The sequence below is a fragment of the Streptomyces eurythermus genome, from assembly GCF_014649115.1.
Lineage (GTDB): Bacteria > Actinomycetota > Actinomycetes > Streptomycetales > Streptomycetaceae > Streptomyces > Streptomyces eurythermus.
The window spans coordinates 283,946-301,042 of sequence record NZ_BMSK01000013.1; the positions used below are offsets into that span (position 1 = coordinate 283,946).

At 72.6% G+C, this 17,097-nt stretch carries 18 protein-coding genes; 5 read left to right on the forward strand and 13 right to left on the reverse strand.

Annotated elements, in window-relative coordinates; genetic code table 11:
- Positions 1 to 37: 37 nt before the first annotated feature.
- Positions 38 to 907, reverse strand: a complete 870-nt coding sequence (locus tag IE251_RS25500) for a class II glutamine amidotransferase (RefSeq protein WP_189755334.1) — start codon at positions 905 to 907, stop codon at positions 38 to 40.
- 55 nt (positions 908 to 962) lie between these two features.
- The gene (gene gad, locus IE251_RS25505; protein ID WP_189755335.1) at positions 963 to 2,387 is read right to left on the reverse strand and encodes a glutamate decarboxylase; all 1,425 of its coding nucleotides are present in this window, start codon (positions 2,385 to 2,387) and stop codon (positions 963 to 965) included.
- Positions 2,388 to 2,618: 231 nt separating this feature from the next.
- On the opposite strand from gad, the gene IE251_RS25510 reads away from it, so the two are divergent.
- Positions 2,619 to 3,320 (forward strand): adenosylcobinamide amidohydrolase, encoded by a 702-nt coding sequence (locus IE251_RS25510; RefSeq protein ID WP_189755336.1) that lies wholly within the window; start codon positions 2,619 to 2,621, stop codon positions 3,318 to 3,320.
- A 109-nt stretch (positions 3,321 to 3,429) separates the two neighbouring features.
- Here IE251_RS25510 and IE251_RS25515 read toward each other — a convergent pair whose 3' ends face one another.
- The 4 genes from IE251_RS25515 to IE251_RS25530 form a co-directional block, all read right to left on the reverse strand.
- Complete coding sequence (locus tag IE251_RS25515; protein ID WP_189755337.1) at positions 3,430 to 4,206, reverse strand: IclR family transcriptional regulator; 777 nt, start codon at positions 4,204 to 4,206, stop codon at positions 3,430 to 3,432.
- Between the two features lie 132 nt (positions 4,207 to 4,338).
- Positions 4,339 to 5,307 (reverse strand): PDR/VanB family oxidoreductase, encoded by a 969-nt coding sequence (locus IE251_RS25520; RefSeq protein ID WP_189755338.1) that lies wholly within the window; start codon positions 5,305 to 5,307, stop codon positions 4,339 to 4,341.
- A 47-nt stretch (positions 5,308 to 5,354) separates the two neighbouring features.
- Entirely contained in the window at positions 5,355 to 5,585 is a 231-nt protein-coding gene (locus IE251_RS25525; protein ID WP_189755339.1) for a hypothetical protein, read from the reverse strand.
- A complete protein-coding gene (locus tag IE251_RS25530) occupies positions 5,582 to 6,652 on the reverse strand; it encodes a Rieske 2Fe-2S domain-containing protein (protein ID WP_189755340.1) in 1,071 nt (356 codons plus the stop codon). The genes IE251_RS25525 and IE251_RS25530 overlap by 4 nt, the downstream gene beginning before the upstream one ends.
- 403 nt (positions 6,653 to 7,055) lie before the next feature.
- Here IE251_RS25530 and IE251_RS25535 point away from each other — a divergent pair, with 403 nt between their 5' ends.
- Positions 7,056 to 7,265, forward strand: a complete 210-nt coding sequence (locus tag IE251_RS25535) for a hypothetical protein (RefSeq protein WP_189755341.1) — start codon at positions 7,056 to 7,058, stop codon at positions 7,263 to 7,265.
- The gene (locus tag IE251_RS25540) at positions 7,262 to 7,993 is read left to right on the forward strand and encodes a restriction endonuclease (RefSeq protein WP_189755342.1); all 732 of its coding nucleotides are present in this window, start codon (positions 7,262 to 7,264) and stop codon (positions 7,991 to 7,993) included. The genes IE251_RS25535 and IE251_RS25540 overlap by 4 nt, the downstream gene beginning before the upstream one ends.
- A gap of 13 nt (positions 7,994 to 8,006) precedes the next feature.
- Here IE251_RS25540 and IE251_RS25545 read toward each other — a convergent pair whose 3' ends face one another.
- Together IE251_RS25545 and IE251_RS25550 are read right to left on the reverse strand one after the other, a co-directional pair.
- Positions 8,007 to 8,753, reverse strand: coding sequence for a hypothetical protein (locus IE251_RS25545; RefSeq protein WP_200692189.1), 747 nt, complete (start codon positions 8,751 to 8,753; stop codon positions 8,007 to 8,009).
- Positions 8,754 to 9,013: 260 nt separating this feature from the next.
- Positions 9,014 to 9,859, reverse strand: coding sequence for an NAD(P)H-binding protein (locus tag IE251_RS25550; RefSeq protein ID WP_189755344.1), 846 nt, complete (start codon positions 9,857 to 9,859; stop codon positions 9,014 to 9,016).
- Between the two features lie 80 nt (positions 9,860 to 9,939).
- Here IE251_RS25550 and IE251_RS25555 point away from each other — a divergent pair, with 80 nt between their 5' ends.
- Complete coding sequence (locus IE251_RS25555) at positions 9,940 to 10,881, forward strand: AraC family transcriptional regulator (protein ID WP_189755345.1); 942 nt, start codon at positions 9,940 to 9,942, stop codon at positions 10,879 to 10,881.
- 103 nt (positions 10,882 to 10,984) lie between these two features.
- Positions 10,985 to 11,956: a COX15/CtaA family protein gene (locus IE251_RS25560; RefSeq protein ID WP_229896927.1), complete on the forward strand. Its 972-nt coding sequence runs from the start codon at positions 10,985 to 10,987 to the stop codon at positions 11,954 to 11,956.
- A gap of 22 nt (positions 11,957 to 11,978) precedes the next feature.
- Here the strand turns inward: IE251_RS25560 and IE251_RS25565 are convergent, their stop codons facing one another.
- The 5 genes from IE251_RS25565 to IE251_RS25585 form a co-directional block, all read right to left on the reverse strand.
- Positions 11,979 to 13,019 (reverse strand): ketoacyl-ACP synthase III family protein, encoded by a 1,041-nt coding sequence (locus IE251_RS25565; protein ID WP_189755346.1) that lies wholly within the window; start codon positions 13,017 to 13,019, stop codon positions 11,979 to 11,981.
- Positions 13,020 to 13,093: 74 nt separating this feature from the next.
- The gene (locus IE251_RS25570) at positions 13,094 to 14,422 is read right to left on the reverse strand and encodes an MFS transporter (RefSeq protein WP_229896928.1); all 1,329 of its coding nucleotides are present in this window, start codon (positions 14,420 to 14,422) and stop codon (positions 13,094 to 13,096) included.
- Positions 14,413 to 15,612, reverse strand: a complete 1,200-nt coding sequence (locus tag IE251_RS25575; RefSeq protein WP_189755347.1) for a cytochrome P450 — start codon at positions 15,610 to 15,612, stop codon at positions 14,413 to 14,415. Before IE251_RS25575 ends, IE251_RS25570 begins: the two co-directional genes overlap by 10 nt.
- 196 nt (positions 15,613 to 15,808) lie before the next feature.
- Entirely contained in the window at positions 15,809 to 16,249 is a 441-nt protein-coding gene (locus tag IE251_RS25580) for an acyl-CoA thioesterase (protein WP_189755348.1), read from the reverse strand.
- A 23-nt stretch (positions 16,250 to 16,272) separates the two neighbouring features.
- A partial coding sequence (locus IE251_RS25585) for a methyltransferase (protein ID WP_189755349.1) occupies positions 16,273 to 17,097 on the reverse strand: 825 nt, incomplete at its 5' end.

Sequence of the window (17,097 nt, forward strand, 5' to 3'; positions counted from 1 at the left end):
TACGGAACAGCGGTCCCGGGCCGGATCGCCGAGCGGGTCACGGCGCCTGCTGGGAAGCCGCGGCGTCGGGACGTAGATCCGCCAGGGTCAGCCGGTGTGCCGGGGGCTCCGGCAGGATCACCTCGCGGGTGGTGTGCGGACCGGTTCCGGCGTGGAGCAGCTCGCCCGGTTCCATAAGGCGCCAGCCGGGGTGGTCGTCCATGCGTTCGCTGGCGATGATCACGGCCGGGTGGTCGGCCAGGGTCGAGGAGCGGACGCGCATACGGCCGTGGCTGCCGCTGTGGTCCAGGTGCCGGGCGCCGTGCTGTCCGCCCGCCGGGCGCTCCAGGACGTACAGCTCGTGGGTGTCGGGGTAGCGCAGGGCCCACAGCCGGCCGGGGGTGACGAGGACGAGGTTGAGGGCGTAGACGGGCAGGTGCCGGGCGATCCACCGGGCGGCGTGCCGGATGCCGGCGCCGGGGTCGCCGCCGTTCTGCCTGGTCTCGCGGGTGATCAGGGCGAAGAAGCGTTCGGAGTCCGTGTCGCCGCCGACCAGTGACCGGTCCTCGCCCAGGTGGTCGTCGAGCCGGCCGAGGCCCTCGATGACCCCGTTGTGCGCGAACAGCCGTCCGTCCTGTGCGAAGGGGTGGGTGTTGCGGGTGTCCAGGCTGCCGGTGGAGGCGTAGCGCACGTGGGCGACGAAGGTGGCCGACTCGACCTGGCGGGCCTCCTCGGCGAAGGCCCGGTCCTCGTACGCGGCGATCGGCGCCTTGTCCACGCGTGGGGTGCCGTCCGCCGCGAAGTAGCCGAGGCCGGTGCCGTCGGGGTCGTGGCGGCTCTGCCGACTGAGACTGTCGGGGGCGTCCAGCAGCCAGAACGTCGCGTGGGTGCGTTGTGGCGCGCTGCTGAGGCCGAACAGGCGGCACATGGTCGTCCTCCTCGCTCGCCGGGCGGCCGACGGGGTGACCGGCGGTGGTGCGTGATCAGTGGCGGCCCGGGCGCCGCGGGTTCTTGGTCTCCGCTCCGTGGGCGAAGCCGCCCGCGTCGTCGGCGTCGCGGTGCGGCTCGTGCTGCTTGCGCAGGCGGGGCAGTGCGCGGCGCAGGTCCTCCAGGAGCAGGTCGGCCAGGTCGTGGCTGAAGCCGTTGCGGACCACGACGCGCAGGACGGCCAGATCGGTGCGGTGCTCGGGGAAGGTGTAGGCGGGCACCAGCCAGCCGCGTTCGCGCAGTGCGGCGGAGACGTCGAAGACGCTGAAGGTGTCGGTTCCGTCGCGGGTCCGGAAGGCGAAGACGGGGAGTTCGCCGCCGTCGGTGATCAGCTCGAACGGGCCCAGCGCGGCGATCCCGGCGGCCAGCCGGGTGGCGACGTCGCGGCAGGTTCGCTGGACCCGCCGGTAGCCGTGGAAACCTAGGCGCAGGAAGTTGTAGTACTGGGCGACGACCTGGGCGCCGGGCCGGGAGAAGTTGAGCGCGAAGGTCGGCATGTCGCCGCCGAGGTAGTTGACGTGGAAGACGAGGTCGTCGGGGAGGGCGTCCCTGTCGCGCCACAGCGCCCAGCCGACGCCGGGCATGACCAGGCCGTACTTGTGGCCGGAGGTGTTGATGGAGGCGACGCGGGGCAGCCGGAAGTCCCAGGTGAGGTCCGGGTCGAGAAAGGGCGCGATCATCCCTCCGGACGCGCCGTCGACGTGGACGGGGATGTCGAGTCCGGTACGGCTTTCCAGGTCGTCCAGGGCCGCGGCGATGCCGGAGACGGGTTCGTAGCTGCCGTCGAAGGTGGAGCCGAGCACGGCGACGACACCGATGGTGTTCTCGTCGCACAGCTCGACCGCCTTGTCCGGCGTGAGGTGGTAGCGGTCGCCCTCCATCGGGACGTAGCGCGGTTCGACCTCGAAGTAGTCGGCGAACTTCTCCCAGCAGATCTGCACGTTGATGCCCATCACCAGGTTGGGCCGGTCGGCGGGCCTGCCCTCGGCGCGCCGCTTGTGCTGCCAGCGCCGTTTGAGTGCGAGTCCGCCCAGCATCGCCGCCTCGCTCGAACCGGTGGTCGAGCAGCCCGTCGCACGGCGCGGGTCCTCGGCGTGCCAGAGCCGGGCGAGCATGTGGACGCACCGGTTCTCGAGTTCCGCGGTCTGCGGGTACTCGTCCTTGTCGATCATGTTCTTCTCGGCGCACTCCGCCATCAGCAGCCGGGCCTGGGGCTCGGCCCAGGTGGACACGAACGTCGCCAGGTTCTGCCGGGCGTTGCCGTCGAGCATCAGCTCGTCGTGGACCACCTGGTAGGCGGTGTCCGGTTCCATCCCGTGGTCCGGCATCGCGTACCGGGGCACTCGGACGGGTTCCCGGCTGAAGATCGGATTGATCTCCAGGTCCCGGCTCTCACCGCGGTTGTCACGCTGCACCGTCATACGCGCTCGGTCCTCTCTGCCCCGGCCGGCGAGCCACTGTCCGGGGTTCCCCGCCCCCGCACCGACGAACCGGGGCAAAACGGAAGGCTGCCCGGAGGCCGGCCTCGTGGCGGCAGCACGGCGGAGCCCTCGTCCGCGCCGGCGGCGTCACCCCGGGTTGCGGTTCGGCGCGGGGCCGGAGGGGGCGGCGTACGATCAACCGGTCCCCGCCGCGCAAGGAGTACTCGTCCGATGTCCGCCGTCATTCCCCCGCCCCGCCCCGCGACCGGGTTGTTGCGGGTACGGCAGTACGCCCGCGCCGAGGACGACGAGCGGCTGCACAGCCTGCTGTGGCGGGCGGGCGCCGGCTGGCGGATGATCAGCAGCGCGGTGCTCGGCGGAGGGATCGGGGAACGTTCCTGGGTGCTCAACGCGCAGGTGTCCCACGGCTACCGGCGCACCGACCCGGACCGCCACCTCGCCGAGCTGGCCCGCGCCGCGGGAGCCGACGGGCCGGGGGTCGGTCTGATGACCGCCGCCGATGTCCGGGCGTACGGGCACGCGTCCGACGGCGATGTGGAGGCGGTCGCCACCGCCGGGCTCGGGGTACGCGGCTGGGCCGCCTCCCCGGCGGAGGGCACGGCCGTGGCGGCACGGCCCGGCACGATCAACATCCTCGTCGCGCTACCGGTGGCGCTGACCGACGCGGCGCTGGTCAACGCCGTGGCGACCGCCACCGAGGCCAAGGTGCAGGCGCTGCTGGGGGCGGGCTACGACTGCTCGGGCACCCCCACGGACGCCGTGTGCGTGGCCGCCCGGTCCCCTCGCGCGGGCGCCGAGGTCCATGCGTTCGCCGGCCCCCGCTCCCTGTGGGGCGCGCGCGTGGCCCGCGCCGTCCACCAGGCCGTGGACACCGCCGCCCGGGGCGGCCGCGCGAAGGCTTCTCCGACATGACGACTTCGGAATACCACGAATTTGTTCCAGTCGTTCCATAACGGATACATCGGCTGGCCACGGAACTTCGGTGTTCGGAACATCGAGCGGGACGATCCGCCCGTGTCCGTCACGCGACCGAGGACTTGAGGCGTGCCCCGAGGGAGCGTGAGATGCCGCGCGCCGCGACCTGCACCAGCGGCACGAGGGCGTGCGGGTTCACGGCGTCGGCGTGGGCGACGACCGAGACGGCCGCGACGGCGGTGTCGTCCGGCCCGCACACGGGGGCGGCGACCGACACGGCATCCATCGTCACCTGCCGGTCGCTGATCGCGACCCCGGTACGGCGCACTTCGGCGAGAGCGCGACGCACCTCGTCCGGCGCGCACAGGGTCTTCTCCGTGTGCCGCGCGAACGGCTGGGCGAGCACCCGTTCCTGGACTTCCCGGGGAGCGTGGGCGAGCAGGACGAGGCCGACACCCGTCGGCGCGAGGTCGAATCGCCCGCCGACGCGGGTGAGGACCCGGACCGCGTCACGCCCGGCGAGGCGCTCCACGTACACGACGGACAGCTCCTCGCGGACGGCGAGCTGCACGTTCTCGCGGGTGATGTGCGCGAGGTCGGAGAGGTACGGCAGGGCGGCCTCGCGCAGGCCCAGGCCCCGCGGGGCGAGCGAGGCGATCTCCCACAGCCGCAGCCCGATGCGGTAGCCGCCGTCCGCCTCGCGTTCGAGCGCGCCCCAGCCGGCCAGTTCCTTCACCAGCCGGTGGGTGGTGGTGAGGGGCAGGCCGGTGTGGCGGGAGATCTCGGCGAGCCGCAGGACGGACCGGTCGGGAGCGAAGGCCTCCAGCACCCGCAGGGCCCTGGCCGTCACCGAACCGCTGTCGGTCGGGGCTCGGCTCCGCATGCGGACCTCCTTGTCCAGGTGCGCGCTGCTCCCCGGCGGACTCAGGCACGTCACCGAAAAGCTAGGCAGAGTCTTAACGGCCGTCAATACTCTGGCGGGGATGCGGGGTGACGGTCATGACAACGCCGGCCGTCAAAGATCCAGGAGGAGCCTCGGGCACGCCGCCCGGGAGACGCAGATCATCATCGTGTCGTGCGCCTCCTGTTCGGCGGGGGTGAGGAGGGAGTCACGGTGGTCGACCGTGCCTTCGAGCACGGTCGTCTCGCAGGTGCCGCACGTACCCTCGCGACAGGAGGAGAGGACCCGCACCCCGGCCTCCTCGACCGCCTGCAGCACGGACTTGTCCGGCGGGACGCTCACCGTGACGCCGGTCTGCGCCAGCTCGACCTCGAACGCCCCGTCCCACAGCGGCGCTTGGGGCTCCCTCGGCGTGAACCGCTCCACGTGGAGGGTGCCGGCCGGCCAGTCGGCGCACCGCTCCTCGACGGCCTTCAGCAGCGGTTCGGGTCCGCAGCAGTAGACGAGCGTGCCCGGGCGCGGTGTCCCCAGGAGCGCGTCGAGGTCGAGGAGCCCGTACACGTCCTCGGGCCGGATGCGCACCCGCTCCCCGTACCGCGCGACAAGCGCGTCACGGAAGGCCATCGAGGCGAGCGTCCGCCCTCCGTAGGCCAACTCCCACGCGTTGCCCTGCCGTTCGGCCCGTTCCAGCATCGGGAGGATCGGGGTGATGCCGATGCCGCCGGCGATGAAGAGGTACTTCTCGGCGCCCTCCAGGGGGAAGTGGTTGCGCGGGCCGCGCACCCGGACCGGATCGCCCTCGGACAGCCCCTCGTGCACGTGGAGGGAACCGCCGCGGCCTTCCTTCTCCCGCAGGACGGCGACACGCCATACGCGGGTGTCCTCCGGCGAGGAGCACAGCGAGTACTGCCGTACGAGATCCGGGGCGAGCACGAGGTCGATGTGCGCGCCGGGCGTCCAGGCGGGCAGCGGGGCGTCGTCGGCCCGCCGCAGGTCGAGCGAGACCACACCGTCGGCCTCGTCCGTGCGGCGGACCACGACGAGGTCGAGTCCGGTTTCGAGTGCGGTGGTGTTCACGGGCATCAGGGGTCCTTGAGTACGCGAGTACGGGAGTTCGCGAAAACGCCGGGTCAGGCGCCCACGAGGTGGCCGGGGGCGGGCACAGGGGCCGGGGCGGGGGCGGGCCCTGGTCCCGGGTGCCCGGCGGGGTGGGCGAGCAGCCACTCCCACAACTCCACCGGGTCCTCGGACTCCCGGGACTCGCCGCACCAGCACCAGCCGCCCAGCCGGTCCGTACCGGGGATCCACACGACCCGGTGAACCGTGTCCCCGTCGAGCATGGTCGTGGGCCGCGGGCTCATCGGACGGCCGCCGCGGACCCGGTCGCGCCGGCCTCGACGAGCCGCTCGAGGATGCGGCGGGCGGCCAGGCCACCGGTGTCGATGTTGATGCTGAGCTCCTGCGTCCCCGCCGGCTCGGAGGCGACGACCTGCTCCAGCTTGTTCAGGGCGACGACGTCCTGGAGGACGACGGTGCGGTTGTTCTCGTGGAGGAAGTCGGTGACCGCCTGGTCGTCCAGGGCGAAGTCCCGGGCCACGGCCCAGAAGTCGTGGGTGCTGGTCTCGGTCTCGGGCGTGATGGCGTAGACGACCTCGACGTGGAAGGCGCCCGGGTCGCTGCCGTCCGCAGCCGGGTCGGGTGTGCCGACGGGGGCGATGCGGGAGTGCAGCAGGTACAGGCAGGGGGCGTGGTACTCGCTGTCCTGCCAGCGCGTGATGCGGCCGTCGATGCCGGTGGACCTGGCGTAGAACGGCGGGCATTCGGCGTCGGCCATGTGGCGGCTGACGTAGACGACGCCCGCCTTGTCGTCGACCTCGGTGGTGATGGGGGTCTCGGCGACCTCGGGGGTGCCGATGTAGCCGCCGTGCAGATACGTCTCGTGGGACAGGTCGAGCAGGTTGTCGACGAGGAGGCCGTAACGGGCCGCCAGTGGTTCCATACCGCGGATGGTCGTGTAGTCGGGCGAGTCCAGCCACGGGGCGCGGGGGATGAGAGTCTCGTCGGCCTTGTCCTTGTCGCCGATCCACACCCACACGAAGGAGTCCTGCTCCTTGACGGGATAGGAGGCGAGCCGGGCGGTGCGCGGCACACGCTTCTGGCCCGGCACCCGCACGCACACGCCGTCGGCTCCGTAGGTGAAACCGTGATAGCCGCAGACGACCGTGTCGCCGTCCAGCCGGCTCGGCTTCTCCGAGAGCGGGAAACGGCGGTGTACGCAGCGGTCGGCCATGGCGGTGACCTCGCCTGCTTCCGTACGCCAGAAAAGGATCGACTCGCCGCAGACGGTCCGGGTGAACAGCTCCCTCCCGATCTCGCTGCCGTAGGCGGCCACGTACCACTGGTTGCGCGCGAATGACGTCGTCGTCATCGTCCTGTCCTTTGCGGGATTCACGGGTTTCGGACGCCATCACTCCGGAAGGCCGGAGCGGGCTCCGTGGGTTTTCCAGGGTGCTGCGGGCACGGGCCTGTGAACAGGGCGCCTTCCGCTGACCGGAAGGCCGGGCCGGATCCGTTCAGCGGGACGGGCGGCCCCTGCCGCCGGCCTCGGCGGACGCGGTCGCGTACGCGTACGCGGTGGAAGCCCTCGTCACGTTCTGAACGGCGACGCGTCCCCGACTGATCCATTGCACGGTATTCGGCCAGGTCCGATGGCTTTGTGCCATTCGTCGGCAACCGGCCGACAACGTCACCGGGACGCCGCTACACAAGAACGCCGGGACGGCGTTCCGCCGTCCCGTGCGGTGGTGCGGTCGGTGGGGAGGTCTGGACGGTTGCTGACCATCAACGTGGCGGTGCTGCTCGCGGTCATCGTGTTCTTCCGGCTGCGGCGGCGTACCGAGGCCCGCAGCCGGAACGACGAGAAGACGACCGTCGTCATCGTCCTGGCGCTGGGCGTCCTGATCGCGCCGACTCCGGCGGGTCAGGGCATCCTCAGCGTCCTCGACGAGCTCGCGAGCGGCGTCACGCAGGCCGGCCGGTGAGTCCCCGCACACGCAAAGTCCGGGCGGCGACGGCCGGGCGCCCGCCGGCCCGGCGGCGCTCCCGCAGGCCGGGCCGGAGGCGGCAGCGCGCCGAGGACCGGCTGATCGGCCTGCTCGTGGCCGCCGTCCTCGCCGTCGCCCTGGCGGTGACCGTCGTCAACTGGCTGCTCGCCCACTGGTGGATCCTGGCCGTCGCCGGTGGGCTCGCGGTGTCGGCCGCCGGCGGCCGGCTGTACCACAGGCGGCAGAGGGCGCGGTGGGAAGCGGTCCGCGCGCAAGGGCTGCGCTACGGGCTCGCCCAGCTGGACGCCCTGCACCACACCCGGTTCGAGTACGCGGTACGCGACCTGATGCGCCGCGACGGCTGCCAGGACGCGGTCCGCGTCGGGGGCGGCGGTGACCTGGGCGCCGACGTCAAGGCCACCGACCCCTACGGCAGGCGCTGGGTGATCCAGTGCAAGCACCGGCGCGACGGCCTCGCCGGCTCCGCCGTGGGCACGCCGGACCTCCAGGTGCTCAACGGCACGGCCCGCCAGGTCCACGGCGCCGACGTCGCGGTCATCGTCACCAACGGACGCGTCACCGCACCCGCGTTCGACTTCGCCAAGCAGCAACGCCTCCACGTGGTCGACCGCCATACCCTCGGAGTCTGGGCGGCCGGCTCACGCCCGCTGTGGGAGCTGCTGCGCGCCGTCCCGCCGCCCCGCAAGCCGACCGCCTTCTGCTGAAGTGATCCGGGGGCTACTTCACCGGGATGCGCGCGGTCGGGGCCCGGCCCGCGAGCACGGAGCGGATGCGCTGCTCCAGTACGCGCGCCCAGTCCTCCGCCGACGGGCTGTCGCCCGAGCGGGGCGTGTGGACGAAGACCTCCACCGGGCCGACCCGCATGTGGACGCTCGCGAAGCGGTCCGTGTCGTAGCTCAGGCTGTCGTCGCCGATACCGGACTCCTCGGGGGAGAAACACGACCAGAAGTCCCGCGCCCGCGTCATGTTCTCCGTCACGAGTTCGACGCGGTCCGGTCCGGTGAGCTCGGCACCCAGGTTGTCCGAGTCCATCAGGACCTTGAGGGAGAAGTGGGCGCCGTCGCCCTTGTCCTCGTTCCCGACGCTGGAGATCACCCCGTGGTCGGAGCCGTTGAGTTCCGCGGCCTGCAGCCCTGTGGCGCCGCACGCGGTCGCGTCCTCGCCCTCCATGACGGCGTCGGCCGCGTCCCGCCAACCGACGGAATCCTCCCCGGACCTGACCCACCCGGCGGGCAGTTCCCCCTTCTCCGGCAGCGCCGCGCTGAGCCCGTCGCCCGTGGGGACGCCGGCGTCGAGCAGGGGGTCGGCCGGAGCGGGCGAGGAGTGTGCGGGGGTGGGCGAAGCGTGCGTGGTCTCCTCGGAGCGCTCCTGAGACGCCGTGCTCTGGCCCCCCTTGTCGTCGGAACAGGAGGCGGTTCCCGCGATCACCGAAACGGCGACGCCCAGCCCCACCACCGTACGCACGACTCCGGCCCGCCTCATCGCTCCACAACCCCCGTCCCCGACGCGGCCATGTACCGAAGTGCCGCATCGTAGCCCGCGGTGTCTCCAAGGCATAGGAGAGCAAAGTCAGTTGACCTTGCCACCCAGCATGCCTACTTGACCTCGCAGCATGGCGCGGCCCCCTTCTTCGCCGATCTGTACATCGACGCCTCGCGTGACCGGCCGGGTCATCGTCCCTTTCCCTGCCTGCCGGTGCCGACCGGCATCGGCCGGCCGTCAGGTCAGTCGCGCCACGCCCCTGCGGCGGTGGCGTCGGCGACGAAGCGGGCGAAGGAGCGCGGCTCGCGGCCCAGCGCGGTCCGCACGCCGTCGGACAGGTGGCTGTCCATGCCGCGCCGGATCGGGCCGACTGCGTCGGCGAAGTCCTCCGCGTCGGCCCTGGGCCAGCCCTCGGCGACCAGTTCGGCGACGAAGTCCTCCGGTGAGAGGGGCACGTAGCGCACCGTACGGCCGGTGGCCTCGGAGATGAGGCGCACCGCCTCGCCGATGGTCACCGCGCCGGGCCCGGACAGTTCATAGGTCTTGCCCGCGTGCGTGTCCTCGGTGAGCGCGGCGACCGCGACCGCGGCGATGTCCTCGGCGTCCACGAAGCTCGCCGCGCCGTTGCCGGCGGGCAGCCGGAGTTCGCCGGCCATGATCGCGTCCCGGAAGAAGCCCTCGCTGAAGTTCTGCGCGAACCACGCCGGCCGCACGACCGTCCACTCCAGCCCGCAGGTGCGCACGGCGTCCTCGCCGTCGATGTGCGTCCTGCCCGCGATGCTGTCCTCGCCGGCGTAGCCGGGCACACCGACTCCGCGGCCGGACAGCAGGACGACCCGTTCGACCCCCAGCTCCTTGGCGCGCTCGACGAACGGCCGGGTCAGCAGCTCGCCGTCGTGCGGCACGATGAAGACCTTCCTCACGCCGTCGAGAGCGGCGTCCCAGGTGGTCCGGTCCGTCCAGTCGAAACGGGGTTCGCCGGAACGCGATCCCACGCGCACCGGCACGCCCTTCGCGCGGAGTCGGGCCACGGCGCGTACGCCGACCTTCCCCGTGCCGCCGGTCATCAGAATCGGGTGCTCAGTCATATGGCCACCCCATCCCGCTCCGCCGAGCCGGACCATGGTCGAGACACCCATATCCATGTCCGAGCGTCTACATTGGGCGGGTGGACACGCTGGCGGATCTGCTGGACGGGGTGCGGGCACGCGGAGCCGTGTTCACCCGGACCGTCATGAGCCCACGGTGGTCCCTGCGTTTCGCGAGCGGCGCCCGGCTGACCCTGGTCGTGGCGCTCGGCGGCGAGGTCTGGATCACTCCCTCCGGTGGCGAGCCGATCGAGGTCGGCCCCGGTGACACCGCCGTCCTGCGCGGTCCCGACCCGTACACCGTCAGCGAGGACCTCGCGTCGCCGCCCCGGCAGGTCATCACCAGCGCCGACTACTGTGCGCGGACCGCCCGCGCCGTCGCCGGTGGCGGGCCGGTCCCCGCCCCACGGACCTGCGGTGCCGGCGAGGCGGGCCCGGCCCTTCTGATCAGCGGCGCCTACGAGGGCCGGTCCGGCATCTGCGACCGCCTCCTGGACGCCCTCCCGGACGTCCTCGTCGTACCGGAACGGGACAGCGACCGTGCGCTGCTCACCCTCGTGTCGCAGGAGCTGCGGCGGGACGAACCCGGCCAGCAGGCCGTCCTGGACCGCCTGCTGGACCTGCTGCTCGTCTCGACTCTGCGTGCCTGGTTCGACCGTCCCCGGAACCACGCCCCCGCCTGGTACCGCGCCACGGACGACTCCGTCGTCGCGAGCGCGCTGCGGCTGATGCACGACCACCCCGCCCACCCGTGGACCGTGGCGTCCCTCGCCTCCCGGGTGGGCTCCTCCCGGTCCGGGCTGGCCCGCCGCTTCGCCCGCCATGTCGGGGAACCTCCCATGACCTATCTGGCCACGTGGCGTGTCGCCCTCGCCGCCGACCTGCTGCGGGACACCGGTGCCACGGTCGACTCCGTCGCGCGCAGGGTCGGGTACTCCAGCGCCTTCGCGCTCAGCGTCGCCTTCAAGCGGCGCCGGGGCATCACGCCCGCGCAACACCGGGCCGCCGCTCTGCGCACCTGAGCGGGGGCAGGTCGCGCGGAGGCGTCATGGTGACGGACCGTCCTCTCGGAGGCCCGGCTAGGGTGTCGGAAGGTATACGGCACATCGTCAGCTAGGAGTCACCGTGCGGACACCGCTGTCCTGGTTAGCCCGTCACCAGACCTGGGGGCCGCGCAGTCTGCGCATGGCCGCGGTGGCGTCGGTGGTGGCCGCCGTGTCGATCATCGTCACCGGGGGTGTCGTACGGGTCACGGGGTCGGGGCTGGGCTGCCCGGAGTGGCCCTCGTGCACCGGCCGGAGCCTGGCGCCCACGGCCGAGATGGGTGTGCACGGGGCGATCGAATTCGGCAACAGGCTGCTGACCGGTGCCCTGTGCGCGGTGGTCGGCTGGCTCATCATCGCCGCACGGCTGCAGCGTGAGCCCTCGCGCCCGGTGCTGCGCGGGGCGTGGGCCCAGTTCTGGGTGGTCGTGCTCAACGCCGTCGTCGGCGGTGTCACGGTGTGGCTGCGGCTCAGCCCGTACATCGTCGCCGCCCACTTCCTCGCCGCCGCGCTGTTGCTGGCCACGGCGACAGTCACCTGGGTACGCGTGCGGCAGCTGGATCACGAGGTGTCCGCGCCGGCGGTTCCGCCGCGGCGTGCCGTCACCTTGAGCCGGCTCCTGCTGGCGGGGACGGCCGTGCTGCTCGTCGTGGGGACCGCGGTCACCGGTTCCGGACCGCACGCGGGCGACTCCTCCGACGTGCGCCGGATGCCGTTCGACTGGGCGGGCGTCACCGTGGTGCACGGTGTGATCGCCGCGGGGTGCCTCGTCGTGGGCGGTCTGCTGTTCGCCGCTCTGCCCGGCGGTTCCCCGGCCCGCGGGCGTACCGGTGTGTTCCTGGCCGTCTTCGTGGCGCAGGGGGCCGTCGGGGTGTTCCAGTCGCTGGCCTCCTTGCCCTCGGTTGCGGTCGTCCTGCATCTGTGCGGTTCCGCCCTGGTGTGGGCCGGAGCGGTCCGTGTCGCCCTGGCGGTGCGTCAGCACGGCGCGGCCGTGCCGGTCGCCGACCGGCCCTCCCCGCGGCCCGCCCGGCCCACGGCCGTCGCCGACACGTAAAGGGACCGGGCCGCCTGGAGTGTCACTTGTGCCAGTCCGGGAGTTCCAGGATCTCCACCACGGCGGCGGACCAGGTGAACCCCGCGCCGACGCCGAGCAGCAGGACCAGGTCGCCGGGCCGCACCTCGCGTCGCTCGATCAGCCGCGCCAGGCCCGCGAACTGGTCACCGGCCCCGAGGTGCCCCACGGTCCGGCTCCACGGCCAGGTCGTGTGCTCCGGGGCGATCCCGAAGGGCCGGAAGTAGGCCGACTCCAGCCGGCGCCGCCCGAGGTGGGGCAGTACGAACCGGGCGATGTCGCGGAGTTCGGCCTTGGCGCCGGCCAGTGCCTCCTCCACGGCGGACCGCTGTCCCCGCGCGGCCCGGTCCACGGTGGCCCGCATGCCGTGCCGGTCCAGGTACTGCTCCTTGCACTCCTCCAGGTTCACCTTCCGTACCCGCCCGTCGGCGGGCGGCCGGAACGGGTGGTCCCCGCGGTGCATGCGTTCCAGGCCCGGATCGGAGACGGTCACCAGGCTGCGCACGCGCGCGAAGCCACCGTCCCGGGCCAGGACGAGGGCCGCGCCGCCGTCGGCGTAGACCGTTCCCGGATCGGCGCGCCACCGGTCGAAGGCGGGCGGGCAGAAGACGTCGCCCGCCGTGAGCAGGGCCGCGCGGGACGCCTCGGACGAGGACAGGAACGCCCGGGCGAGCGCCATGGAGGCCATTCCGCCGTTGGACACCTGGCGGATCTCGACGGCGGGGCAGGCCGGCTGCCCGGTGCCGAGCGCCAGCGCCTGGACGTACGAGGCCGTGCCCCACAGGTCGTGGCCCTGGTCGTAGAGCGTGGCGTGGAGCAGCAGTCCCACCTCGGCGGAGGAGCGTCCGGCGCGGCCGAGAGCGGTTCGCGCGGCGCGCGCGGCCATCGCCGGTGCCGAGTCCTCCTCGGAGGCGACCGTGACCGACTCCATGCCGGTCCTGCGGGCCTCGGCCGCCGGGAACGCTCCCGATGCCACCGCGTCGGCCGCCGAAACGGGCGGCGGCAGCCACGCGGCGCAGCCGGCGATGTACAACTCGTCGGTCATCAGGTCCTTCTTCGCTGAGGAGGTTCACTGAGTGGGGGTGGCGCGGGCCGCCGGGCCCGGGGCCCGGCCGTGGCTCAGCGCACGCCGCGGATGCGGCGGACCAGCAGCACGCCGGCGAGCGTCAGGACGGCGGTGACCGTGAACAGCGACCGGTAGCCGCCCGGGGCGCTCACCAGGGCCGCCGCCAGGAGCGGGCCCAGCACATGCGGCAGTACGTTGGCGATGTTGGTGACCCCGAGGTCCCTGCCCCGGTCGCCCGAGCTCGGCAGTACGTCGGTGACCAGGGCCTGGTCGACGGAGACGTAGACGCCGTAACCGAGTCCCATCAGGGGAGCCGCGGCCAGGGCGGCCGGCCAGCTCGGCCACACCGCGAGCAGCAGCGCCGCGGCGGCGATCACCGTGCCGGCCACCACGATCGGGGTGCGCCGGCGGCCGTGCCGGTCGGAGTAGGCCGCGCCGGCGAAGGCGGCGCCCACGATGCCCAGCGCGTACAGCGACACCAGCACCGTCAGGCCCTGTTCGGCGCTGCGGCCGGGGAACCGCTGCTCGTAGCGGATCTCGTCGCGCAGGAAGTACAGCAGGTACAGCGTGCCGATCGCGTTGCCGGACTGGATCAGGAAGCGGGTGACCCAGGCCAGCGCGAAGTCCGGGTGGCGGCGCAACGACCCCCAGGTGCCCCGCAGGAGGTGACGCGGGCCGCCGGACGGTGCCGGCCGGTGTCCCGGCGGGGCGTCCTTGACGAGGGCGAGGAACAGGGCGGCACCGGTGACGACGGCGAGCGCGGGCACCGCGTAACCGGCGGCCGTGCCCGTCACCGCCCTGGTGACCAGGACGGTGCCCAGTAGCACCGACACCGGCTGGGCGGCCCCCATCCAGGCGCTCACCCTGGCGCGTTGGGACACCGGGACCTGGTCGGGGAGCACGGCGACGAGACCGGCCAGCACGGCGCCGAGCCCCAGCTGGGCGAGGCACCAGGCACCGGCCACCGAGGCGACGCTCCCTTGCCGCGACAGCAGGGCGAGACCCGCGGCGGCACACAGCGCGCCGCCCGCCAGCCAGGGGCGGCGGCGGCCGAACCGGGAGGCGGTACGGTCCGACAGCGCGCCGGCCAGCGGTGTGGCCACCAGGCCGACGAGGGCCCCGATCCCGGTGACCAGGGCGAGGGCCGTCTCCTTGCCGCCGGGGTCGATCGCCTCCAACTGCCGGGCCAGCAGCACTTGTACGGGTGTGTAGAGGGCGGTCCACAGCCCCAGCGAGGCGAGCGCGAGACCGGCCACGAACGGGGCCCGGACGCGGGTCACGGGCTCGTCCGTGCTTCCGGGCCCGGCGGTGCCGCCGGTCTGTGCCACCGTGCCGTCCGCGGCCGGTGACGACGGCTGCCCGGCGGCGTCGGTCATCCCCATGTGACCGGGAACTCCGTGTAGCCGCCGAGCGCCGCGAAGTCCCGCCACTTCAGGGACCGCGGGTCGACCGCGAGTTCGAGGTCCGGGAAGCGTTCGAAGAGCATGCGCAGCCCGATCTCCATCTCGGCCCGGGCCAGGGGCGCCCCGATGCAGAAGTGCGGTCCGTGGCCGAAGAACAGCTGGGTGGACTCGGTCCGGTGGAGGTCGAAACGCTCCGGGTCCCGGAACACCGACTCGTCACGGCACGCCGAGCCGATGTGCTGCATCACCGCGGCGCCCGCCGGGATGACGGTGTCGCCGAGCCGGATGTCGGTGGAGGCACGGCGGGGTGAGATCACACCGCCGGGGTTGTCCAGACGCAGCAGCTCCTCGACCGCCGGCCGCCACAGGGAGGGGTCCTTGCGCAGCTGAGCCAGTTGCTCCGGGTGGCGCAGCAGGGTCAGCACGGAACTGGCGAAGACGGTGATGCTGGTGTCGTGCCCGGCGACCAGCAGCGCGGTGCCCAGGCCCACCAACTCGGCCTGCGTGAGCGGGCCTTCGTCGTCGGAGAGGGTGGTCAGGGCGCTGAGCAGGTCATCCCGGGGATCGGCGCGCTTGCGGTCCACGAGGTCCGAGAAGTAGGCGCGCATGTCCATGTAGGCCGCGCGCACCTCCTCGGGCGGGTAGTCCCGCAGCGACATCATCCGCTCGGTCCAGCCGACGAACCGCTCCTGGTCCTCGAGGGGCACACCGAGCATCTCGCAGACGATGCGCAGCGGGATCGGGCGGCCGAACGCCTCGTTCAGGTCGGCCGGCCGGGGGCCGGCCGCCATCTCGTCCAGCACCTCGCCGACGATCGCTTCCATCCGGGGGCGCAGCTCGTCGACCCGGCGCGGGGTGAAGGCCTGGGAGGCGAACTTGCGGACCCGGGTGTGGCGGGGCGGGTCCATGTTCAGGATCACGTCCGGGGAGGGGGCGGCGGCCTGGAAGCGGGGGGCGTCGGGTTCCAGCATCAGTGCCCGGCTGAACCGGCGGTCCGCGAGGACGGTGCGTACGTCGTCGTAGCGCGTGACCAGGTACGCCGGGTCGCCGGTCGCCAGGGTGATGGGGCACACGGGCCGCTCGCGCCGCAGCCGCTCGTACTCCTCGGGCGGCCGGGTGGGGTCGGTGCGGACCACCGGATAGGCGATCGTCGGGTGTTCCTCGGACATCGCAGCCTCCATCGATCGGGTCGCCCGTCAGTCTGTCCGGGCCCGCTGACGGGGTGCTGACCGCCGTCTGACGACGCGTGAGCGTGGCCCCCGGGGCCCGGGCGGACACAAGACGACGGCCCCGGGAGGAGTCCCGGGGCCGTCGTGCGGTCGTGCGTTCGTGCGGGTACATGTGCTCGTACCGTCGTGCCGGGTGCTAGAGCAGTTTCCCGGCCACCTCGCGGAAGGTGGGGGTCCACGGAGTCGGCCGGAACGTCTCCGTGTCGATGCGTATGTGCACCCGGTGTCCTTCCGCGTGCACCGTCCGCCCGTCCTCCGACAGCACCCGGAAGTCGTAGACCACGCTCGTCTCGGCCAGTTTGCTGATCCAGAAGTGCACCGCGTACGGGACGGTGCCGCGGATCGGCGCCCGGTAGCGGATGGTGAACTCGGCGACGGCCAGGAAGATGTCCGGCTGGCTGTACTTGCCTTCGGCGTAGGTGAAGCCGTTGCGCGACCAGAAGCCGGTCAGTGCCCGCTCCACCATCACCGGGTAACGGCAGTTGTGGACGAATCCCATCAGGTCCAGGTCGTCGTAGTGGGCGTATCCGGGCTCCACGTGCCCTCGCTCTACGGCGATCCGGGGCTGGGCGGTCATCTTGGTGCCTCCCGCGGTAGATGTCAGCCGGTGCCGGCTTCGATGATCGACAGGCTCGCGGGAGTCGGATGGATGCGCAACAGGTTCAGTCCCGCCTCGCCGAGAAGTGACGCGAATTCGTCCTTCGTCCGCTCCTTGCCCTCGAACACCGTCAGCATCAGGACGTCGGAGAGCACGATCCCCGGCGGCACGTCCTTGTCCGGCACCACGGCGTCGACGATCAGCAGCCGGGAGCCCTCGCCCATGGCCTTCCGGCAGTTGCGCAGGATGCGCAGGCAGTCGGCCCGGGACTTGTCGTGCACGATCCGCTTCAGGACGTAGACGTCCGCGCCGGCGGGCACCGACTCGTAGAAGTCGCCCGCCACGGTCTCCCAGCGGCCCGCGATCGCGGGATCGTCCAGCCGGTGCCGGGCGAGTACCGGCGCCCGTTCGAACAGAACCCCGCGCAGCTTGGGATTCCTGGCCAGTACCGTGCGCAGGAAACCTCCGGTGCCGCCCGCGAGGTCCACCACGGTTCCGGCGGGCGGGAAGGCGTAGCTGTCGGCGATCGCGGTCTGCTCGGTCATGGACAGGCTGTCCAGTGCCTCGGAGAACAGCACCGCCGGTGCGCCGTCGCCGTCGACCCGGTCGAAGACGGGTACGCCGAAGATGTCGTCGAAGACCGTGGTGCCCTCGCGGACCGTGTCCTCCAGCCGTTCCGCCGACTTCCAGTACATCTCGTCGGTGAAGAGCAGTGCCGCGCTGCGGACGGAGTAGGGGACGTCGGAGCGCAGCACCTGGGCGGCGGGGGTGATGTGGAAGGCGCCGTCGTCGTCCTCGCGGAAGACACCGCGGGTGGCGAGGAAGCG